This is a genomic window from Streptomyces sp. A2-16, from assembly GCF_018128905.1.
Taxonomy (GTDB): domain Bacteria; phylum Actinomycetota; class Actinomycetes; order Streptomycetales; family Streptomycetaceae; genus Streptomyces.
The window spans coordinates 1,287,202-1,305,754 of sequence record NZ_CP063808.1 but is presented as its reverse complement, the minus strand read 5'-3'; the positions used below and the strand labels follow the sequence as shown (position 1 = coordinate 1,305,754).

General features: G+C 71.2%; 21 protein-coding genes. 3 read left to right on the top strand and 18 right to left on the bottom strand.

Annotated features, from left to right (window positions below):
- Window positions 1-2 precede the first annotated feature (2 nt).
- Complete coding sequence (locus IOD14_RS06140) at window positions 3-878, bottom strand: LLM class flavin-dependent oxidoreductase (protein WP_212669834.1); 876 nt, start codon at window positions 876-878, stop codon at window positions 3-5.
- A gap of 41 nt (window positions 879-919) precedes the next feature.
- Window positions 920-1,501, bottom strand: a complete 582-nt coding sequence (locus IOD14_RS06135) for a dihydrofolate reductase family protein (protein WP_123991408.1) — start codon at window positions 1,499-1,501, stop codon at window positions 920-922.
- 100 nt (window positions 1,502-1,601) lie between these two features.
- Here IOD14_RS06135 and IOD14_RS06130 point away from each other — a divergent pair, with 100 nt between their 5' ends.
- Together IOD14_RS06130 and IOD14_RS44190 are read left to right on the top strand one after the other, a co-directional pair.
- Entirely contained in the window at window positions 1,602-1,982 is a 381-nt protein-coding gene (locus IOD14_RS06130) for a DUF192 domain-containing protein (protein WP_212669833.1), read from the top strand.
- A gap of 65 nt (window positions 1,983-2,047) precedes the next feature.
- The gene (locus IOD14_RS44190; protein ID WP_249125850.1) at window positions 2,048-2,800 is read left to right on the top strand and encodes a hypothetical protein; all 753 of its coding nucleotides are present in this window, start codon (window positions 2,048-2,050) and stop codon (window positions 2,798-2,800) included.
- Between the two features lie 15 nt (window positions 2,801-2,815).
- Here IOD14_RS44190 and IOD14_RS06120 read toward each other — a convergent pair whose 3' ends face one another.
- From IOD14_RS06120 to IOD14_RS06055, 14 genes are all read right to left on the bottom strand, one after another.
- On the bottom strand, window positions 2,816-3,448 hold the full coding sequence (locus tag IOD14_RS06120) for an OmpA family protein (protein WP_212669832.1): 633 nt from the start codon (window positions 3,446-3,448) through the stop codon (window positions 2,816-2,818).
- Window positions 3,449-3,456: 8 nt separating this feature from the next.
- Window positions 3,457-4,032, bottom strand: a complete 576-nt coding sequence (locus tag IOD14_RS06115) for a hypothetical protein (protein ID WP_123991395.1) — start codon at window positions 4,030-4,032, stop codon at window positions 3,457-3,459.
- Between the two features lie 34 nt (window positions 4,033-4,066).
- A complete protein-coding gene (locus IOD14_RS06110) occupies window positions 4,067-4,606 on the bottom strand; it encodes a pilus assembly protein TadG-related protein (protein WP_249125849.1) in 540 nt (179 codons plus the stop codon).
- 56 nt (window positions 4,607-4,662) lie between these two features.
- Window positions 4,663-4,824: a Flp family type IVb pilin gene (locus IOD14_RS06105; protein WP_249125848.1), complete on the bottom strand. Its 162-nt coding sequence runs from the start codon at window positions 4,822-4,824 to the stop codon at window positions 4,663-4,665.
- A 112-nt stretch (window positions 4,825-4,936) separates the two neighbouring features.
- Window positions 4,937-5,737, bottom strand: a complete 801-nt coding sequence (locus IOD14_RS06100; RefSeq protein WP_212669831.1) for a response regulator transcription factor — start codon at window positions 5,735-5,737, stop codon at window positions 4,937-4,939.
- A 32-nt stretch (window positions 5,738-5,769) separates the two neighbouring features.
- Window positions 5,770-7,155, bottom strand: coding sequence for a histidine kinase (locus IOD14_RS06095; protein WP_249125847.1), 1,386 nt, complete (start codon window positions 7,153-7,155; stop codon window positions 5,770-5,772).
- A 116-nt stretch (window positions 7,156-7,271) separates the two neighbouring features.
- Window positions 7,272-8,162, bottom strand: a complete 891-nt coding sequence (locus tag IOD14_RS06090) for a DUF5936 domain-containing protein (RefSeq protein ID WP_212669830.1) — start codon at window positions 8,160-8,162, stop codon at window positions 7,272-7,274.
- A gap of 13 nt (window positions 8,163-8,175) precedes the next feature.
- Window positions 8,176-9,120 (bottom strand): type II secretion system F family protein, encoded by a 945-nt coding sequence (locus tag IOD14_RS06085; protein ID WP_123991393.1) that lies wholly within the window; start codon window positions 9,118-9,120, stop codon window positions 8,176-8,178.
- Window positions 9,121-9,131: 11 nt separating this feature from the next.
- Window positions 9,132-10,469, bottom strand: a complete 1,338-nt coding sequence (locus tag IOD14_RS06080; protein ID WP_123991392.1) for a CpaF family protein — start codon at window positions 10,467-10,469, stop codon at window positions 9,132-9,134.
- A 12-nt stretch (window positions 10,470-10,481) separates the two neighbouring features.
- On the bottom strand, window positions 10,482-10,835 hold the full coding sequence (locus tag IOD14_RS06075; RefSeq protein ID WP_123991391.1) for a TadE/TadG family type IV pilus assembly protein: 354 nt from the start codon (window positions 10,833-10,835) through the stop codon (window positions 10,482-10,484).
- Between the two features lies 1 nt (window position 10,836).
- Window positions 10,837-11,160: a pilus assembly protein gene (locus IOD14_RS06070; RefSeq protein ID WP_160160183.1), complete on the bottom strand. Its 324-nt coding sequence runs from the start codon at window positions 11,158-11,160 to the stop codon at window positions 10,837-10,839.
- 473 nt (window positions 11,161-11,633) lie between these two features.
- Complete coding sequence (locus tag IOD14_RS06065) at window positions 11,634-12,884, bottom strand: AAA family ATPase (protein WP_123991389.1); 1,251 nt, start codon at window positions 12,882-12,884, stop codon at window positions 11,634-11,636.
- 9 nt (window positions 12,885-12,893) lie between these two features.
- On the bottom strand, window positions 12,894-13,601 hold the full coding sequence (cpaB, locus tag IOD14_RS06060) for a Flp pilus assembly protein CpaB (protein WP_212669829.1): 708 nt from the start codon (window positions 13,599-13,601) through the stop codon (window positions 12,894-12,896).
- Window positions 13,602-13,667: 66 nt separating this feature from the next.
- Window positions 13,668-14,576 carry a hypothetical protein gene (locus IOD14_RS06055; RefSeq protein WP_123991387.1) on the bottom strand — a complete coding sequence of 303 codons (909 nt, stop codon included), beginning with the start codon at window positions 14,574-14,576 and terminating at the stop codon, window positions 13,668-13,670.
- 256 nt (window positions 14,577-14,832) lie between these two features.
- Here IOD14_RS06055 and IOD14_RS06050 point away from each other — a divergent pair, with 256 nt between their 5' ends.
- Complete coding sequence (locus IOD14_RS06050) at window positions 14,833-16,512, top strand: glycoside hydrolase family 18 protein (protein ID WP_212669828.1); 1,680 nt, start codon at window positions 14,833-14,835, stop codon at window positions 16,510-16,512.
- 19 nt (window positions 16,513-16,531) lie between these two features.
- On the opposite strand, the gene IOD14_RS06045 is transcribed toward IOD14_RS06050, so the two are convergent.
- A complete protein-coding gene (locus tag IOD14_RS06045) occupies window positions 16,532-16,954 on the bottom strand; it encodes a hypothetical protein (RefSeq protein WP_123991385.1) in 423 nt (140 codons plus the stop codon).
- A gap of 91 nt (window positions 16,955-17,045) precedes the next feature.
- The gene (locus IOD14_RS06040) at window positions 17,046-18,356 is read right to left on the bottom strand and encodes an Nramp family divalent metal transporter (protein ID WP_212669827.1); all 1,311 of its coding nucleotides are present in this window, start codon (window positions 18,354-18,356) and stop codon (window positions 17,046-17,048) included.
- Window positions 18,357-18,553: the final 197 nt, after the last annotated feature.

Below are 18,553 nucleotides of genomic sequence, written 5' to 3'. Positions count from 1 at the left end.
GGTCACGGCACCAGGGGGCGGACCTCCCGCGCGGTGAACCGTACGAAACCCTCCGGGTCCGGCTCGTCGGCCGTCGGCTGGAGTACGACCGTGTCGGCGCCGGCGTCGGCGAGCCGCTGGACGGCCTTGGCGACGGCCTCCGCGTCCCCGGCGACGCCGAGGTCGGGGACGTCGGCGAGGCCCTCCTCGGTGAGTTCGGCGCGCAGCCGGGCAAAGGCGTCGGGGCCGGTGGCGGTGAGGAGGTACACGACGACCCGGTGCGGCTCTCCGGTCCGCCCGGCCTCCTGCCGTCCCTCCTCGATGAGACCGCGGGCCCGGCGGACGCCCTCCGGCGGGGTGCCCGCGGTGAGGACGGTGCCGTCGGCGGACCCGCCGGCGAGGCGCAGGGTGCGCGGGCCCGTGGCCCCGGTGAGCACCTCGACGGGGCCCTCGGGCGGCCAGTCGAGGGCGACGTCGTCCAGCGAGACGTACCGGCCGCGGGTGGTGACGCGCTCCCCGCGCAACAGGGCCCGCAGCGCGTCGAGATGCTCGCGCAGCAAGGTGAGCGGCGACTCGGCGCGGGCGCCCACCTGGCCCATCCAGTCCTGTACGCCGTGTCCGATGCCGAGCACCGGCCGTCCCGGGAACATCCGGTGCAGGGTGGCCGCCTCCATCGCCGTGATGGCGACGTTGCGCAGCGGGACGGGCAGCAGTCCCACGCCGATCCGCACCCGCTCGGTCCACGCCAGGGCGGCAGCGGCGGTGGAGATCCCGCCCTCCCGGAAACAGTCCTCCCACAGCCAGAGCTCTTCGAGCCCGGACTCGTCCGCGAGCCGGGCGAGCGCCCGCAGCCGCTCAGGAGGGAGTTGGGGACGGAAGACAGCGCCGAGTCCGGTCATGCCGCCCTTCCTACCCAGGCGTCGGGCGGGGGACAACCTCTTTACGGGGCGGTGCCGCTCTCCGGTTCCACCTCGTACCGCAGCAGCACGACGCCGTTGCCGAAGGTGTGCGACTCGACGAGCCGCAGGGAGGTCAGCGTGTCGGCGGGCGGGAAGAGGGGCTTGCCCCGGCCGACGAGAACGGGGTGGACGTAGATCCGCAGCTCGTCGACGAGGCCGAGCCGCAGGAAGGACGTCCCCAACTCGACGCCGCCCAGCGCGAGATCACCGCCCGGCTGCGCCTTCAGCGCGCGGACCTCCTCGGGTACGACCTCACGGACGAGGGTCGAGTTCCAGTCGACCTTCGTGAGCGTCCGGGAGTAGACGACCTTGGGGAGGTCCCGCCAGATCGGGGCGAACTCCCTGACGGATGCGGGGGCGTCGGGGTCGGCGTCGGCGGTGGGCCAGTAGGCGGCCATGAGTTCGTAGACGACCCGGCCGTGGAGCAGTCCGCCCATGGCGCCGATCGTGGCGTTCATGTGCGTGTGCAGCTCCTCGTCGACCCGGTGCCAGCTGATGTCGCGATCGGGTCCCTCGATGTAGCCGTCGAGGGACATCCCCATCATCAGGACGATTTTCCGCATCCGACACCTGGCCCGGGCAGTAGGGAGAGGATCGACTCCCACGGTACCGGGGGGCGGCTGGGACGGCGCGGGAACACCATGACGGGAAGGTGGCTTCGGGATGGGGCGTTGGCAGGACGGCAGGGGACGGCTGATCGTGCACGGCGAGCGGGAGCCGGGCGCCGTGCCGGAGGAGGCCGCCGTACCGCTGGAGATCGCCTCCTCCTACCGCGCCCGGACGAGGGGACTGCTCGGCCGGGATTCCGTCGCCGGAGCCCTGCTGCTGTCCCCCGCGGGCAGCGTGCACACCTTCCGGATGCGCTTCCCCATCGACGTCGCCTACCTCGACCGCCGGCTCCGCGTCATCGCCGTCCGCACGATGAGGCCGGGACGGCTGGGGCTGCCGCGGCTGCGGTCCCGGCATGTACTGGAGGCGGAGGCCGGGGCGATGGAGGGGTGGGGGGTTCGGGTGGGGGTGCGGGTGGAGATCGTGGTGGGGTGAGTCCGGGCGCCGCTTTGAGTAGCCGTACTCATGCCCCGGAGCGCGCGTGAGCCGACACTGCAGGGATGAAGCGACTTTCCGGGGGAAAACCCCGTGTCGGCGGCAACGCGCTGCTTGTGCTGGGGGCTCTGTGTGCTCTCACCCTCACCGCCTGCGGCACGGAACGGGCCGGCGACGGCGACCTGAGGGGCGAGCCCGCCGGAAGGGCCGGGGCCACCTCGGCCACGCCCCTCCCCGCGGGCTCGGCCGCACCCGAGGACACCGCAGCCGAGGACACCGCACCCGGTGACACCGAGGGCCCCGACTTCCTCCCGTTCATGGAGCGTCTGCTCTCCCTGGCGGAGCCGTGCGGGGGAGATCTGCCCACCGCACCTCCGGAGGTGCCCGAGGAGGGGCCGGAGCCGCCGCAGTTCACGGGACCGCCCCCCACGCTCCTGCCCGAACCACCCCTGCCGGAGGATGAACCACCGCCCAGCGCAGAATCCCGGGACCACTCGGCCGCGGCCCGGGAGACCGAACTGGGCTCCGTGGAGAAGTGCACCGCGCGCATCCACGGCCGGCGCATCACCGAGGCCCTGGCGGACACCCCGGCCCCGACACCGCGGCAGGTGAGGCGGACCCTCCACGACCTCGGCTACATCGACGAGCGCATCCACGGCCCTCGGCGCTCCGGCGAGCAGGTGAAGTTCACCCTCGACCTGCGGCTGCTGGGCGGCGAGCTGTGCCTCGACGGCACGACGGGCCCCGGCGGGACCGTCGTCGAGTCGTACGGCGGTTCTCCGGAGGTGGAGTGCCTGGAGGTGCGGCGGCCGCACTGAGCGGGCCGCCCCGGCTCAGCTCTCCCCCCGCGGGAACGACACCTCCACCCGTCGGTTCTTCTTGCGGCCCGCCTCCGTGGCGTTGGAGGCGATCGGGTAGTCCTCGGAGTAGCCGCGGACCTCGTAGGTGATGCCCGAGTCCTTGAGTTCCTGGTCGAGGACGTCCTGTACGGCGTTGGCGCGGTTCCGGGAGAGGGTGCGGCCGTGGGCGTAGCTGCCCAGGTCGTCGGTGAAGCCGAAGACGCGGATCCGGGTGGCGTGCTGGTTCTCGATCTCCGCCGCGATGGCGGAGATGCGGGCCCTCGCCTCGCCGTTCAGCTTCGCGCTGTCCTTGTCGAACAGGACCTCCGCCTGGAGGGCGAACTTCACGTCCGCGTTGGTGTCCTCGCGCCGCTCGTCCCCGGTCTGGTCCTCCACGACCTGCTTGATGTCCAGGACCTTCGGTTCGGCGAGGGTGGCGCCTTCCGGGAGCTTCAGGTCCGGGTCGTTGGGGTCCACCTCGACGGGCGCCGAGGCGGAGGGCTCGGTGCCGGGCGGGTAGCTGGGGTCGCCGTCGTCCGCGTGGGCGGGGGTGAGGGTCAGGGCCGCGGCGAGCGAGGCGACCGTGAGGGCCAGGAGCAGGCGGGGCGGGGTTCGGGTGGCGGTCATGGTGGGCGTCATCCGGAGATCTGGATGGTGGCGGAGGCGAAGGTGGGGAGTTGGAAGGTGACGTCGGTCGTGCTCGTCGGGGGGGCCGGGAACTGCATGAACACCGGGATGGACCCGCCCGCCTCGATTCTCGGCATGGCCGTCGTCGTCAGGGGCCGGCCGTCGGTGTCGCGCAGAACGTAGTAGCGCTTCTTGGACTTGGAGTCGACGAGGGTCGCCCCGCCCAGTGACGAGCCGTGCCTGATGATCTCGGTCTCGTCGCCCGCCGTCCGCACCGAGACGCGGGCGGCCTTGTCGCCGTCGTTCTTCATCTCGCCGCTCACCGTGAGGAATCCCCCGGAGTCCCGCTGCACGGAGGCGATCTGCAGGACCAGCCCGTCCTCGCCCCTGAGTTCGGCGACGGGCTCGTCCGAGCCCTCCTGTGTGCTCGCGCCGGAGCCGCCGCTCCTGGTGGCCGACGCGGACGCCTCCGGCTTCTTGTCGTCGCCTCCACCGCCGCAGCCGGCCACGCCGACGGCCAGACCGGCCGCGATCGTCAGCGCGACCATCCCCCTGCGGGCCTTCGCCGTGAACCGAATGCTCATCACTGCGCTTCCTTCACCCATTGTTGTTCGATTGTCAGTCGGCCAGATGAACGTCGAAGAGATCCTCGGGCTTCGGGAGATCGCCGAGATCCGCCGGGTCCAGTGTCCATTCCCGTCCGTCGCACGTGAACGTCGGCAGCACGTCCGCGTCGGCGTCCGCTCCCGGGGGATCGACATCGCAGGCCGGTTCGATGACGGCGGTGGCCTGCTGCACCGACCTCTTGTTCTCGGTGCCGGGGACGATGGAGTCACCGACGGTCTTGTTGGTCGTGGCCTCGACCGTGTAGCCCGGGGGCAGTCCCGGCCGTACTCCGCAGGTGACCGTGGCGTCGTTCTGCGCCGCCAGTTGGTCCGCCCGCGCGCAGCCGTCGAACGGCACCCCGAGGCCGTCGAAGATGTCCTGCCACTTCGTGGGATCGAGGACGTTCTGCACCCACTCGTCCCTGAGGGCGTCCCGGGTGTCCAGGGCCGCCGCCAGCGCCGCCGCGTCGGCCGCCGTCTGGGCGCCGTTCCGGTTGGCTCCCGCCTGGCCGACCGCGAGAAACGCCAACGCGAGAAAGAGCAGGCCCGCCACCACCGTGATGTAGATGGGGAAAGCCTGCCCTGCGTCGTCGTGCCGGGGGGCCCGCGTCAGGCGCCGATGACTTCGTCGATCTTGTCCACGATCGCGTCGTAGATGGCCTGGCCGATGTCCGTGCCCGTGATCGCCAGCACGATCGCCACCACCACCGCGATGATGCCCAGGTACTCGACCGCGGTCTGACCCTTGTCGTCGTTGAACCGGTTGCTCATCGTGAGACCCTTCGGTGTCGCCGCCATCGACAACCGGAACGTAGACCCGCGGATCCCGGTCGGCGCAGGGCCCCTGGGCCCAATTCCGGGCCCAAGCTCGCATCGGCACGGGTCATCCCACCCCTCGGCCCGAACTCGGCGCCGTGCCCAGCCACTTCGCGGCGGCCTCGGAGCGGCTCGTGCTGTGGAGCTTGGCGAAGATGCGGTTGATGTGGTTCTTGACGGTCTTCTCGCTGATGAAGCAGGCGGCGGCGATCTGCTGGTTGGTCATGCCGGATGCGATGAGGTCCATGATCTCCGCCTCCCTCGCGCTGAGTTGGGAACGCGACCGGTCCGAGGACGACTGTCCCACAGATGATTGCAGTTGCGAAAGCCCTTTGAGGGGAATTGGCTTTACTGGGGGCGGGAGATGGGCGTCTACGTGTGCATTCGCATCGCGTAGTTGGGTGACCAGGGCGCCCGCCGCCGTGGGGGTGAGATGCGTACGGCCCCGCACGGTGTCCCGTACCGCCTCGACGAGTTGGTCCACCGTGAACTCGCCGTGGACGAGGTAGCCGTCGGCTCCCCCGCGCAGGGCCTCCTGCACGGTCCGAGGCTCTCCGCTGTACGTCAGCATCAGCACCGGCGCGATCGGCACGAGGTACGGAAGCGCGGTGATCCCGTCGACGCCGGGCATCCGGACGTCCAGCAGGACCACGTCCGGGCGGTGGCGGCTCGCGGCCTCGTACGCCTCCCGGCCGTCCGCCGCCTCCGCCACGACCGTGATGTCCGCACGGCCCGAGAGAAGGGCGGTGAGGCCCGCTCGGACCACCGGGTTGTCGTCGGCGACGACGATCCGGACGGGGGCGGCCGGGGCCGGGGCCGTGGGGAACAGCGCGATCGGTGGGGTGGGGTGCTGGGGGGCGTCCGGCATGTCGCGGCCTCCTCTCGGGGTGGGGTGGGGGGTCATCGGTCGGCTCGCGGGGGCGTCAGGGGCAGTTCCAGGAGTACGTGCGTGCCCTTCGCGTCCGCGCCCTCGCCGATGTGGAGACGGGCGCCCACCGACTCGGCGCGTTCCACCATGCCGACCAGGCCGAAGTGTCCGGAGCGGCGGAGTGCGTCGAGGGTGGTGTCGGGGGGCAGGCCGCGGCCGTCGTCGTGGACGCTGATGCGCAGCAGTTCGTGGTCGGGGTCGACGTCCGCGGTGACGTCGACCCGTGTGGCCTCGGCGTGCCGGTGGGCGTTCTCCATCGCCTCCTCCGTGATGGTGAGGAGCTGACGGGCCACGGGGGGCGGTACGGCGAGGGCGGGGTGCGGGCGGGTGGGGGCCCGGTAGTTGGTGGGGAGCGCGGTGCGGGCGCCGAAGTTCCTGGTGCGGGCCGCCAGTTCCGCCAGTACGTCCGTGGTGGGGGCCGGGTCCCGGCGCAGGTCGGTGAGGAGTTCGCGGGACTCCGTCGCCGCTCTGCGGGCCGCGCGGGCGACGAGTTCGGCCTGCTGCTTCAGGAGGGCGGGGTCCGGGGCGGGGGCCGCCGCGGAAGCCGCCAGGCCCTCCGCCGCCAGCGCCACGCCGTGGAGGGTCTTCGCCACCGAGTCGTGCATCTCCCGTGCCAGACGGGCCCGTTCCTCGGCGATCGCCTCCGTCACGGCCAGGCGGGCCCTCATCGCGGTGAGGGCCTGCGTCGCCGTGCCGAAGCGGAGCAGGAGGTTGCGCAGGGTGGAGCCGACCGCGCCCGTGATCACGCAGAAGCCGGGCAGCAGAAGGAAGTCGGCGGGGGTCGTGTTCGGGTGCGGGAGGGCCGTCTGGGCCAGCAGCAGGATCAGGGACTGCAGGGACGCGAAGATCGCGGCACCCCGCCAGCTGTAGGCGATGCCGGCGAGGAGCGGGGTGCAGACGCTGACGTAGGCGAGCGTGGTGTCCGGGCCCGCCGAGATCAGGAGGAGGCTGCCGAAGAGGGTGTCCGCGGCGAGGAGGGACGGGTGGCGCAGCAGGAGGGGGCCGAAGCGCTCCCAGTCCCTGAAGAGGGCGTACGAGACCATGAAGGTGACGACCACCGCGGCGCCGACCAGGCGGGTGCCGAGGCCGGGGCCGGCGTTGAGGAGGGCCGCGGGGGCGGCGAGGGCGATCATCGCCAGCCGGAAGCCGAAGACCTGGCGGCACATGGCCTGGAGGGCGTTGACCTGGATGTCGAGTGCGGGTGCGTGGGCGGGCGCGCTGTCCGCGTCCCCAGCCGCACCACGTGCGCGGAGGTCGTCGTCGAGTGCCGGAGGGCCCTGTGCGGGCCGGTCGCCTTCGGCGGCCGCCCGTGCGGTCACGTCCTCCGTCGCCACGGCCCACGGCGGCAGCCCCGGCATCGCCGCCCCTGTGTCACCCGCGGGCCGGGACCCGGCTTCCGCCCTGCGCCTCCGCGCCGGCCTCGGCCCGCTCCCCCGCGCCACCCTCCGCACACCCGTCATCGACATGGCCCCGCCTACTTCCCCGTGATCGTGCCGAAGTCGGTGCCCGAGCCCAGCAGGAGCCCCGCGGCCAGGAGCAGCATCGTGGCCGGGACCATGAAGGTGGTGATCATCATGGTGGCCTTGGGGACCGCGCGGGCGGCCTTGCGGCGGGCGTTCTGGGCGTCGGTGCGGCGCATGTCCTTGGCCAGGGAGACCAGGGTGTCCACGATGGGCGCTCCCAGCTCCTCGCCCTGCTGGAGCGCCGTCACGAACATCGCCACCTGTTCGGAGTCGTTGCGCCTGCGGAGTTCCGCGAAGGCCTGGCGGCGGCTCATGCCCAGGTCCATCTGGCGCAGCGTGATGCGCAGTTCGTCGGCCCAGGGGCCCTCGTACTTCGAGGCGACGCGGTCCAGGGCCTGACGGAAGCCCAGACCCGCGCTCACCACGACCGCGAGGACGTCCAGGAAGTCGGGGAGCGTGCGCTCGATGACGTCCTTCCTGACCCGGATCGCCGACCAGATGCCGACCTCCGTCCAGAACGCCCCGAAGGCCAGCAGGAGCAGGGCCACCAGGATCTGGCCGCGCAGCAGGAACACCAGGAAGCCCAGGGCGCCGAGGAAGCCGTAGACCGCCCTGCGGGCCGCGTAGCGGTTGATGGTCAGGCCGCCCGGGTTGCCCGCCAGGTCGATCCTGCGGCGGTACTTCGCCACCTGCTTGGGGCCCATCAGGCGCAGGACGGCGGGGGCGTAGCGCATGCCCATGCGGTCGATCAGGGAGTCCACCGCGCCGGTGCGGGTGGAGCCGACCTCCAGTGCCAGCACCAGGTCGCTCGGGAGTTTCGCCTCCGCCCGGTACATGCGGATGCCGGCGAAGACGCCCCACACGCTCACGGCCATCAACAGGGCCAGTCCGATACCGATCATGACCGCCCCCTCCTCAGACGTCGATCCGTGACAGCCGGCGGATCAGGATGAATCCGACCGCGTAGAGGGCGAACGCAATGATCACCGCGCCCTGGCCCAGCGGTGAGCCCGTCATCCGCTCAAGCGCGCCGTCCTTCACGCCGTTCATCAGGAACAGCGAGCCGATGCCCAGGACCGGGACGGCGTACGACGTCATGCTGACCTGGGAGAGCTGGGTGCGGACCTCGCGCCGGGTCTCCTTGCGTTCCTCCAGCGTCTCGGTCAGGTTCCTGAGGGCGCTGACGACCTGGCCGCCCGCCCGGTTCGACAGCACCAGGGTCGTCACCAGGACCACCAGTTCCCGGGAGGGCAGGCGTTTGGCCATCTCGTCCAGCGCGTCCTCCATGGACACGCCCACCGCCAACTGGTTCGCCACGTTGCCCAGTTCCTCTCCGGCGGGGGCCTCCAGCTCCTCCGCGGCCATGCCGATCGCGGTGCGCAGGGCGAGGCCGGCATGGGTGGCGTTGGCCAGGATGCGGGCCAGTTCGGGGAGTTGGTTGATGAACTTCTCGATGCGCTTCTGGCGCTGCCAGTTGAGGAACTGCACCGCCGCCCACACACCCGCGAGTCCGGCCAGCGGGCCGAAGAAGGGCGCCAGGGTGGCCTGGCCGATCAGCCACAGCCCGCCGACGACCGCGATCATCGCGGCGAAGAACTCGCCCGGCGTCACGTCGAGACCCGTCGCCGCCAGCCGCAGTTCCAGCCCTCGGCCGAGCCGGGTGCGGCGCAGCCGGCGGTCCAGGTCGCGGAAGTGCCGGCGGCGGCCGGTGTACTGCACCTGGCCCGCGGACGACAACCGGTCCACGAGGGCCGCCCGCTGGGCCCGGCCCTTGGCGTAGAAGTGGACGCCCACGACGGCGAGCACGCACGTCAGCAGGGTGGCGCCGGTGGTGAGCGTGACTAGGGTCTGCAGGTCCATGGGGGTGGGTCCTACCTGGCTTCTCGGATGGCCAACTGGGCCGCGGACTGGGCCACCCCGAAGGCCTGGGGGGTGGGCTGGCTCGCCATGTAGAGGCGGTCGACGGTACGGCGCGGCAGCGGGAAGTACTCGAACCGGCCGTAGATCCTGCCGTCCGCCGCCATGGGCTGGGCGTCGAAGCGGGCCACCGTCGCCAGGCGGTACGGCTCGCTGCCGTTGCTCTCGAGCAGGGCGATCTCGGTGATCCGGCGGGCGCCGTCGGCGAACCGGGTGAGCTGGATGATCACGTCGACCGCGCTGTTGATCTGGTCGTGCAGCGCCTCGAAGGGGATCTCCACCTCGGACATGGAGGCCAGGGTCTTCAGCCGCATCAGGGCGTCCTCCGCGCTGTTGGCGTGGACGGTGGCGAGGGAGCCGTCGTGGCCCGTGGACATCGCCTGGAGCATGTCCAGGGACTCGCCGCCGCGGACCTCTCCGACCACGATCCGGTCGGGCCGCATGCGCAGTGAGTTGCGGACCAGGTCGCGGATGGTGACCCGGCCCTGGCCCTCGACGTTCGGCGGGCGCGACTCCAGCCGGACCACGTGCCGTTGCTGGAGCTGGAGTTCGGCGGAGTCCTCGATGGTGATGATCCGGTCGCCCTCCGGGATGAGCCCGGACAGCGCGTTGAGGAGGGTCGTCTTCCCGGTGCCCGTCGCGCCCGACACGATGATGTTGAAGCGCGCCTGCACCAGGCCCGCCAGCAGGTAAAGCATGTTCTCGTCGAGCGAGCCGAAGCCGACCAGTTCCTGGAGCGTGTAGGAGCGGGGGAAGCGGCGGATGGTGAGGATGGCGCCGGTCAGGGAGAGCGGCGGGATGATGACGTTGACGCGCTCGCCGGACGGCAGGCGCGCGTCGACCATCGGGTTCGTCTCGTCCACGCGCCGGTTGACCGTGGAGACGATGCGCTCGATGGTCTGCATCAGCTGGTCGTGGGACGGGAAGCGCAGCGGCAACTGCTCGACGCGGCCCGCGCGTTCGACGAAGATCGAGTCCGGGCCGTTGACCATGATCTCGGTGATGGAGGCGTCTTCGAGCAGCGGCTCCAGGATGCCGAGGCCGAGGGCCTCGTCGACCACCCGCCGGATCAGCTGGGAGCGTTCGACGGTCGACAGGACCGGGCCCTCACGGCTGATGATGTGCCCGAGCACCCGCTCCAGGCGGGCCCGGCGCTCGGCCGCCGCCAGCGAGCTCATCTCCGCGAGGTCGATCTCCTCGAGGAGCTTGGCCCGGTAGGAGGAGACGAGATGGCCGTCCTCGCCCCGGCTGCCGTTCTCCTCGGGGGTGTTGATGCGGGACCGCAGGCTCATGGGGTACCTCGTTCAGTGGTCGAGCGGCATGGTGGCGGTCTTCACGGCGGGGTCGAAGCTCCAGCCCGGGACGATCGACGGGATCTGCACGGTGGCGGTGACGGTGACCGAGTCGCCGCCCCCGCCCTCGGCGCAGTCGACGGACAGCCAGTCGCTGATGGCGTTCACACAGCCCTCCTGCGCGCTCAGGTCGAGCGAGGCGGCCCGCGCCCCGGCCCTGGCCGCCGTACCGGCCTGCTGGGCGGTGTAGGCGATGAGCCCGATCTGCACGCCCGCCATGGCGACGAGGATCAGGATCGGGATGAACCCGAGGTACTCGATGGCGACCTGGCCGCGGTCGCGGGGGCTCTTCGGGGAGTACGACATCTCAGTCCTTGTCCTCCTCCACCGCGCCCGCGTGTCCGTCGACCTGGAAGGGGAAGGCGATCGTGCCCGGGAAGAGGACGGGGACGTCGAGACGGACGTCGGCCGTGACATAGCCGCCGCCGGTGCTGCAGGTCACCTGGCCGCTCCAGGCGCCGGGCAGCTTGTCCAGTCCCGCCTGCTCGCACGCGGCCTCCCGCTCCCCCGGCGCCGCCGCGGTCGCGGCCCGTACCGCCTCGTCCGCAGCATTCCCCGCGAGTGTGAAGGTGTACCCCAGCAGCACGAACTGCCACAGCAGCACCAGGGTGACGAGGATCAGCGGGGTCATCCCGAGGAACTCGATCGTCACTTGCCCGTCGTCCCCACGGGCCCGCCCAGGACCGGGCCCACCGGCCGTCCCGGTGTCACGGGAGACCAAACCCGCGCCTCCAGGGAGCAGGCTCCCGGGAGGCACACCATCGGCACTCACGCCCTCGGACCACGGACTGATCGCGCCCGGCCCGTCAGAGAGCAGGCCCCCCGTACCGGGACCGTCGGAGAGCAAGCCACCGGCACTCGCACCGCCGGAAAGCGGGCTCCCGGCACTCGGCCCGCCGGAAAGCAGGCCCCCCGCACCCCGACCACCCGGGAGCAGGCCACCGGCACCCGGACCACCGGAGAACAGGCCCCCCGCACCCCGACCACCCGGGAGCAGGCCACCGGCACCCGGACCACCGGAAAGCGGGCCCCCATCACCCGGCCCACCCGAGAACAGGCCCCCATCACCCGCCCCGCCATAAAGCGACCCCCCGGCCGCGGTGCTCATCTCCCCAGCTCCTTGCGTCGCCGGAAGGCCAACGCGCCCCGCTCCCGGCCTCCGTTGCGGTGGGAGTTCGCCTCCGTGCCCTTGACCAGGCCCAGTTCACCGGCGAGTGTCCACAGGGCCTGCTTGACCGTGCCCTTGGCGTCGAGTTCGTGGACCCGGCCCGCGTCCACCGCGCCCTGGAGTTCCTTGAAGTTCGCGGGGATGACGGTCGCCGCGACCCCGGTGCCGGTGATCTTCTGGATGAGCGGGGCCTGGATCTCCGTGCCGCGGCTGTGGCGGTTGACGACCACGGTGGTCTCCTCGGCCTTGCGGACCTGTAGCCGGTCCCACATGCGCACGGCCCGCTTGGCGCCGCGCACGGCGACCACGTCCGGGGTGGTGACCAACAGCGCGGTGTCGGCCATCTCGACGACCGCGGCGCCCGCCCCGCTGAGCTGGGCCCCGCAGTCGACGACCACGACCTCGTAGCGGGAGCGCAGGGCGGAGACGATCTGGCGGGCGGCGCGCTCGGTGACCTCCTCGCCGCGTTCGCCCTCGCCGGGGGCGAGCAGCAGCGCGAGGCCGGTGTCGTGGGAGAAGACGGCGTCGGCGAGGACGCGCGGCGAGATGTCGCTGATGGTGGCGAGGTCGACGACCGAGCGGCGGAACTGCACGTCCAGGTAGGAGGCGACATCGCCGCTCTGGAGGTCCATGTCGAGCAGGGCGGTGGTGCGGCCGGAGGCCTGGGCGGCGAGGGCGAGCTGGATGGCGGTGGTGGTGGCGCCGACGCCGCCCTTGGCGCCGCTGACCGTGACGACGGTGCCGCCGACGCCGGTGAAGACGTCTCCCGCGGCGCCCAGGTGCCGTCGTACCCCTGTCGACCACTGGGCGACCGCGTGCACCCGGGTGGCGAGCTCCTCGTAGCCGAGCGGGAGGGAGATCAGGCCGCGGGCGCCGTAGTCCATGGCGGCCTGGAAGAGGCCGGGGCTGACGTCGGAGGTGACGAGGATGACGCCGACGGCCGGGAAGCGCAGGGCGACCTCACGGATGAGTTCCAGGGCCGGGACGGGCCCGATCCGTTCGTGCACCACGACGACCTCGGGCAGTTCGTCGATCGACTCGGACGCCAGGCGCGCGAGGGTGTCGATGAGCTGGGTGGAGTCGGTGACCGGGGCGACGGGCTCGGCGTCCGGGAGCTGGCTGAGCAGCGTGGTGAGGGAGCGGACCGCGTCCGCGTCGCCGACGGCCGGAAGGATCCTCGTGGGCATGGCGGCCTCTCACTTGTCCTTCGCGAGTTCGTACGTGCGCTCCTGCTCGGGCACGGTCCCGGTCTCGCCCGGGGCGACCAGCGCGAGCCGGACCCGCTTGGCGAACGACTCGGCGTAGGTGATGCGCTGGGCGTCGAGGGCGGAGAGCGCGAAGGTGATCGGGCGGGCCTCGGTGGCGGCGCGGGTGCGGTCGTCGGCGTCCGGCTGGAGAGGGGTGAGGTCGCCGACGTCGAGGACCCGTGCGTTCGTCACGATGATCTTGGACTGGTCGGGATCACCCTCCCGCTGCCCCTCGAAGGTGGCGTACACGTTGACCGCGGAGCCCGCCGTGATCTTGCCGGCGACGCCGGTCGCCGCGTCGATCATGATGGCGATCTCCTGCTGCCCGGGCTGCAGGGCCGGCTGGTCGACGATCATGTCGCTCTGCAGCAGGGAGCCCTTCTTCAGGGTCGTCACGGCGATCTTGTCGCGGATGGCGTCGAGGTCGGTGATCGCGTTCGCGGAGAGCCAGCGCTCGGGCATCTCGGTCTTCTCGAACTGCGCCGCAGTGAGCCGGGTGTAGGGCTCGATGTCCTTCTTGACCTCGTACGCCGTGACCTCGGGGCCGACCTTGGACTTCACGTCGTCGATGACGGAGAGCACGCCGGCGAAGGCCGCGAGGGCGCCCAGGACCGACAGGAGCAGGAGTATCACGCCGCGGCGCTGACGGGAGTTCATGAACCGTACAACCTCGTTGGGGGGCTCGGTCGAGCGGAATCGGGGGCGGGGGCGATCCGGTACGGCTCACCCGGCGGGCAGTTGGTGCTGTCGCTGCGGTTGCAGCTGCTGTTGCTGTTGTTGCTGGGCTGCGGGTGTCACGGGTGCGGTGGCCGAGCAGAAGACGCAGCGGTCTCCGATGACGTCGATACCGCACCAGTGACAGATGTTCTGCCGTACCGAGGTGACCAGTTGGTAAAGGACGGACAGGTCGGGCAGGAAGGTGCAGAACTCGATCAGCTTGCCGGTGCCCCACCACTCGGGGGACTCGGCGGGCAGCGGGGTCTCGCGCAGCCCCTGGATCCGCCAGGACCGGGCGAGGGAGCCGGAGACCCAGTCGGACTGGAGCTGGCCGCGGGCGACGAGCATCGACGTGGCGAACTCCGGGCCGGCGAGCGCGGCGTCCGGGGTGATCCTGACGAGCTGCGGCTGGGGGTGGGCCAGCACGGCGAACTGGCTGCCGGGGACCCAGGACTTGGCGTGCGACCTGAGCCCGACGGGGACCCGGTCGAGCTTGGCCACCGAGCCTAGGAGCGCGCCCGCGTGGAGGTAGTGGGTGAGGAGCCGGCCCGCCGAGGCGAGGACGCCGGGGCTGAGGTCGCAGGAGGCGAGCTGTCTCAACTGGCGGGCCAGGACGGCGACCCCGAGGGGTGGCAGTTCGGGACGGAACAGGGCGATCCGGTCGCTCTCCAGGAGGGATCGCACGGTGCGCAGCCGTTGGTCCACGGCGGGCGGCACCCCGTGGGAGTACACGACGATCACATGGCCGTGCTGGTCGATGAGCGACTGCAGGGCGGCGAGCGAGTGGTCCAGCGGCTGCCGGTCGAGGCCGTCGAGCACGACGGCGGGCAGGGTCCGCTCGTCCTGCGCCGGCAGCGCCATGTCGGCACCGGTCACTGCGATGGCAGTTGGCACGCGCAGCTCCCCGTATCCCATGCCCGTGGGCCCGACGGATCACTCCGGCGCACCCGGTCGACTTCACTGCGTGACTACCTGAGCACTGTAACCACGGCTCTGTGACCGGAGAACAGCGATTCTGTGACTTCCTGGCCTGTGTGACAGATCAAAAGCGGGCGATTCCTGCCCAGATGGGGCGCACTTGCCACGTGCGCGGGCCAGAGAAAGGCCGGTTGGGCATCCATCCTCGACGGAATCCTTGACAGCGGGATTGGTCTGGACCAACTCTCTTGTCATGCCCATACTCAGCAGAAGACGGCTCTGGACGACAAGCGTCGTCGCGGCCCTCGCCCTGGGGTTCGCGGGACCCGCCTCCGCCGCCGACGTCAACAACGCCAAGAACGCCGGCTTCGAGTCCGGCCTGACCGGATGGACCTGTTCCGCCGGCAGCGGTACGACGGTCTCCTCCCCCGTGCACGGCGGCTCGGCCGCGCTGAAGGCGACACCGGCCGGCCAGGACAACGCGAAGTGCGTCCAGACGGTGGCCGTGAAGCCGAACTCGGCCTACACGCTGAGCGCCTGGGTGCAGGGCGGCTACGCCTACCTGGGCGCGACCGGCACCGGCACGACGGACGTGTCGACCTGGACCCCGGACTCCTCCACCTGGAAGCAGCTGTCGACGACCTTCACGACCGGCGCCTCGACGACCTCGGTGACGGTGTACACGCACGGCTGGTACGGCCAGGCCGCGTACCTCGCCGACGACGTCTCGGTGTACGGCCCGGACGGGGGCGGGGGCGGCGACCCGGCCCCGACCGTCCCCTCGACGCCCGGCGGCCTGAGCGTCTCCGGTACGTCGTCCTCGTCCGTCTCCCTGGCCTGGAACGCGGTGTCCGGGGCGACGGGCTACAACGTCTACCGCGACGGCACGAAGGTCACGGCGGTCACCGGGACTTCGGCGACCGTGACCGGGCTCGCCGCGTCGACGTCGTACGGCTTCCAGGTGACGGCGACGAACTCGGCCGGCGAGTCGGGCAGGTCCACGACGGTCACGGGCAGGACGTCGGCCACGGGCGGCGGGGGCGGCGCGCTGCCCAAGCACGCGGTCACCGGGTACTGGCAGAACTTCAACAACGGGGCCACGGTCCAGAAGCTGTCGGCGGTGCAGTCGCAGTACGACATCATCGCGGTGGCGTTCGCGGACGCGACGACGACTCCGGGTGCCGTGACCTTCAACCTGGACTCGGCAGGGCTGGGCGGGTACACCGTCGACCAGTTCAAGGCGGACATCAGGGCGAAGCAGGCGGCGGGCAAGAAGGTCGTCGTCTCGGTCGGCGGCCAGAACGGCACGGTGTCGGTGAGCAACTCGTCCTCGGCGGCGAACTTCGCGAACTCGGTGTACGCGCTGATGCAGACGTACGGCTTCGACGGCGTGGACATCGATCTGGAGAACGGGCTCAACGCCACCTACATGTCCCAGGCGTTGCGATCGCTGTCGGCAAAGGCGGGGCCGGGCCTGATCCTCACGATGGCGCCCCAGACGATCGACATGCAGTCGACGTCGAACGCGTACTTCCAGACCGCGCTGAACGTGAAGGACATCCTCACGGTCGTCAACATGCAGTACTACAACAGCGGTTCGATGCTGGGCTGCGACGGCAAGGTCTACTCCCAGGGCTCGGTGGACTTCCTGACGGCCCTGGCCTGCATCCAGCTGGAGGGCGGACTGTCCCCGTCCCAGGTGGGGCTGGGCCTGCCGGCGTCCACGAGCGGGGCGGGCAGCGGCTATGTCTCCCCGGCCGTGGTGAACAACGCGCTCGACTGCCTCACCAAGGGCACGGGGTGCGGTTCCTTCAAGCCCTCCAGGACCTACCCCGACCTCCGCGGCGCCATGACCTGGTCGACGAACTGGGACGCGGCGGCGGGCAACGCGTGGTCCAACGCGGTGGGACCGCACGTGCACGCCCTGCCGTAGCGCGGCCGGACGCTCTTTCCTACGCCAACGGCCGGTAGTACCCGAGCACCGGGGCCAGCTGGGCGAACCACTCGCCCAGTCGGTCCCGGTTCTTCGCGTCGACCACGCACTCGTAGAAGCGGCCGTCGAGGTGGATGACGGCCACCATCAGGGTCTTGCCGCCGGGGCCGGCCTTGTAGTGGACGCTGCGGATCTCGTGCCAGGGGAACTCCGCCGAGTGGCCGTGGTCCTCGAAGGCGACCCCGGCGGAGTCGACGACGACGGAGTTGTGCCGGTCGACGGCCATGAACTCCGGTCCCTCGAAGACCGGTTGCGGCGGCTGCTGGGCGAACGCCGACGGGGGCGGGGGCGGGCCGAAGCCGGGGGCCGCGCCCGGCGGGGGCGGGGGTGGGGTGCCGTAGGGGTGCGGCTGCCCGCCGTAGGGCGGTGGCTGGGTGGTCATGGAGTGGCCCCCGGGTGGTGGTGTGGTCCGGGGGTGAGGATATCGACCCGTCGAGGACCCGGTCGCGGGGGCCGTCCCGCCCTCGCCTCCGTCAGAGGAACTCCGACCACGGCTGGTCCCAGATCTGCTTCACGCACAGGACCAGGAACAGCAGGCCCGCGATCGCCAGCATCGCGTTGCTCAGCGGGCCGTTGCGCCATTCCCTCGGCGTCCGGGCCGAGTTGAGGAGCCACATGAGCGTGCCGGCCAGGAACGGCAGGAAGGCCGCGCCGAGGACGCCGTAGATGATGACCAGGCGGAAGGGCTGGCCCTGGAAGAGGAGGACCATCGGCGGGAACGTCAGCCAGAGCAGGTACGCGCGGAAGGGCCAGGAGCGCTCGTGCGTGCCGGCGGCCACGGACTCCCCGCCCGCCTCCGCCCGGCCGCGCAGCCGCGCCACGAAGTCCGCGAACATCAGGCTCACGCCGTGCCAGACGCCGATCAGCGAGGTGAACGAGGTGGCGAAGAAGCCGATGAGGAAGAACTTGGCGGTCGCCGAACCGTACTCGTCCGCCAGGATGTCGCTCAGCTGGACGAGTCCCTTGTCGCCGCTCGCGATCGCCACGTTGGCGCTGTGCAGCAGCTCCGCGCCGACGAAGAGCATGGCGACGACGAAGATGCCGGTGGTGATGTAGGCGACCCGGTTGTCCAGGCGCATCACCTTCATCCAGCCGGTGTCGGTCCACCCCTTGGCGTTGACCCAGTAGCCGTAGGCGGCCAGCGTGATGGTGCCGCCGACGCCGCCGATCAGGCCGAGGGTGTTGAGGATGGAGTCCTTCTCGTCCGGCAGGACGGGGAGCAGGCCCGCGAAGGCGTCACCCAGGTGCGGGGTGACCCTGATCGCCAGGTACACCGTCACCACGAACATGACGCCCACCAGGACCGTCATGACCTTCTCGAAGACCGCGTACTTGTTGAACCAGACGAAGACCAGGCCGACAAGACCGCAGGCGATGGCCCACCATTCGAGGTCCATCACGTCCGGGAACAGCGCCTGCAGCGGCAGCGCGCTCGACGACATCGCCGCCGCGCCGTACACGAAGCCCCAGATCACCACGTAGACGGCGAAGAACCAGGTGGTCCAGCGGCCCAGGCTCGCCCAGCCGTCGAACAGGGTGCGGCCGGTGGACAGGTGCCAGCGGCCCGCCGCCTCCGCGAGGGAGATCTTGACCAGGCAGCCGATCACCGCGGCCCACAGCAGGGTGTAGCCGAAGTTGCTGCCCGCGATGAGCGTGGCCACCAGGTCCCCGGCGCCGACGCCGGTCGCCGCGACGACGATCCCCGGGCCGATGTACCGCCAACTGGACCTGCGCGGTACGGGGTTCGCCTCACCGGTCACTGTGTTGTCCGTGGTGTCCGCCATGAAGGTCAAGAAACCCTAAAGATCGAGGACCGGCAAGAGGGCGTGCGGTGAAGGAACTCGGCATGGTTTCACGCCATCGCGTCCTTATGTGCTCTTGACCTGCTCATGCCACAAGCCCACGATGAGCGGCACACCCGCACCGGCAGCACGTCGCAGAATTCGCTGAACCACCCCCCGCTCCACTCCCCACTTCCGGA

Bases quoted from the DNA above. Each gene is read 5' to 3' on its own strand.
- IOD14_RS06140 (WP_212669834.1), bottom strand. From the start codon at position 878: ATGACCGGACTCGGCGCTGTCTTCCGTCCCCAACTCCCTCCTGAGCGG.
- IOD14_RS06135 (WP_123991408.1), bottom strand. From the start codon at position 1,501: ATGCGGAAAATCGTCCTGATGATGGGGATGTCCCTCGACGGCTACATC.
- IOD14_RS06130 (WP_212669833.1), top strand. From the start codon at position 1,602: ATGGGGCGTTGGCAGGACGGCAGGGGACGGCTGATCGTGCACGGCGAG.
- IOD14_RS44190 (WP_249125850.1), top strand. From the start codon at position 2,048: ATGAAGCGACTTTCCGGGGGAAAACCCCGTGTCGGCGGCAACGCGCTG.
- IOD14_RS06120 (WP_212669832.1), bottom strand. From the start codon at position 3,448: ATGACCGCCACCCGAACCCCGCCCCGCCTGCTCCTGGCCCTCACGGTC.
- IOD14_RS06115 (WP_123991395.1), bottom strand. From the start codon at position 4,032: ATGAGCATTCGGTTCACGGCGAAGGCCCGCAGGGGGATGGTCGCGCTG.
- IOD14_RS06105 (WP_249125848.1), bottom strand. From the start codon at position 4,824: ATGAGCAACCGGTTCAACGACGACAAGGGTCAGACCGCGGTCGAGTAC.
- IOD14_RS06100 (WP_212669831.1), bottom strand. From the start codon at position 5,737: ATGCCGGACGCCCCCCAGCACCCCACCCCACCGATCGCGCTGTTCCCC.
- IOD14_RS06095 (WP_249125847.1), bottom strand. From the start codon at position 7,155: ATGCCGGGGCTGCCGCCGTGGGCCGTGGCGACGGAGGACGTGACCGCA.
- IOD14_RS06090 (WP_212669830.1), bottom strand. From the start codon at position 8,162: ATGATCGGTATCGGACTGGCCCTGTTGATGGCCGTGAGCGTGTGGGGC.
- IOD14_RS06085 (WP_123991393.1), bottom strand. From the start codon at position 9,120: ATGGACCTGCAGACCCTAGTCACGCTCACCACCGGCGCCACCCTGCTG.
- IOD14_RS06080 (WP_123991392.1), bottom strand. From the start codon at position 10,469: ATGAGCCTGCGGTCCCGCATCAACACCCCCGAGGAGAACGGCAGCCGG.
- IOD14_RS06075 (WP_123991391.1), bottom strand. From the start codon at position 10,835: ATGTCGTACTCCCCGAAGAGCCCCCGCGACCGCGGCCAGGTCGCCATC.
- IOD14_RS06070 (WP_160160183.1), bottom strand. From the start codon at position 11,160: ATGACCCCGCTGATCCTCGTCACCCTGGTGCTGCTGTGGCAGTTCGTG.
- IOD14_RS06065 (WP_123991389.1), bottom strand. From the start codon at position 12,884: ATGCCCACGAGGATCCTTCCGGCCGTCGGCGACGCGGACGCGGTCCGC.
- cpaB (WP_212669829.1), bottom strand. From the start codon at position 13,601: ATGAACTCCCGTCAGCGCCGCGGCGTGATACTCCTGCTCCTGTCGGTC.
- IOD14_RS06055 (WP_123991387.1), bottom strand. From the start codon at position 14,576: ATGGGATACGGGGAGCTGCGCGTGCCAACTGCCATCGCAGTGACCGGT.
- IOD14_RS06050 (WP_212669828.1), top strand. From the start codon at position 14,833: ATGCCCATACTCAGCAGAAGACGGCTCTGGACGACAAGCGTCGTCGCG.
- IOD14_RS06045 (WP_123991385.1), bottom strand. From the start codon at position 16,954: ATGACCACCCAGCCACCGCCCTACGGCGGGCAGCCGCACCCCTACGGC.
- IOD14_RS06040 (WP_212669827.1), bottom strand. From the start codon at position 18,356: ATGGCGGACACCACGGACAACACAGTGACCGGTGAGGCGAACCCCGTA.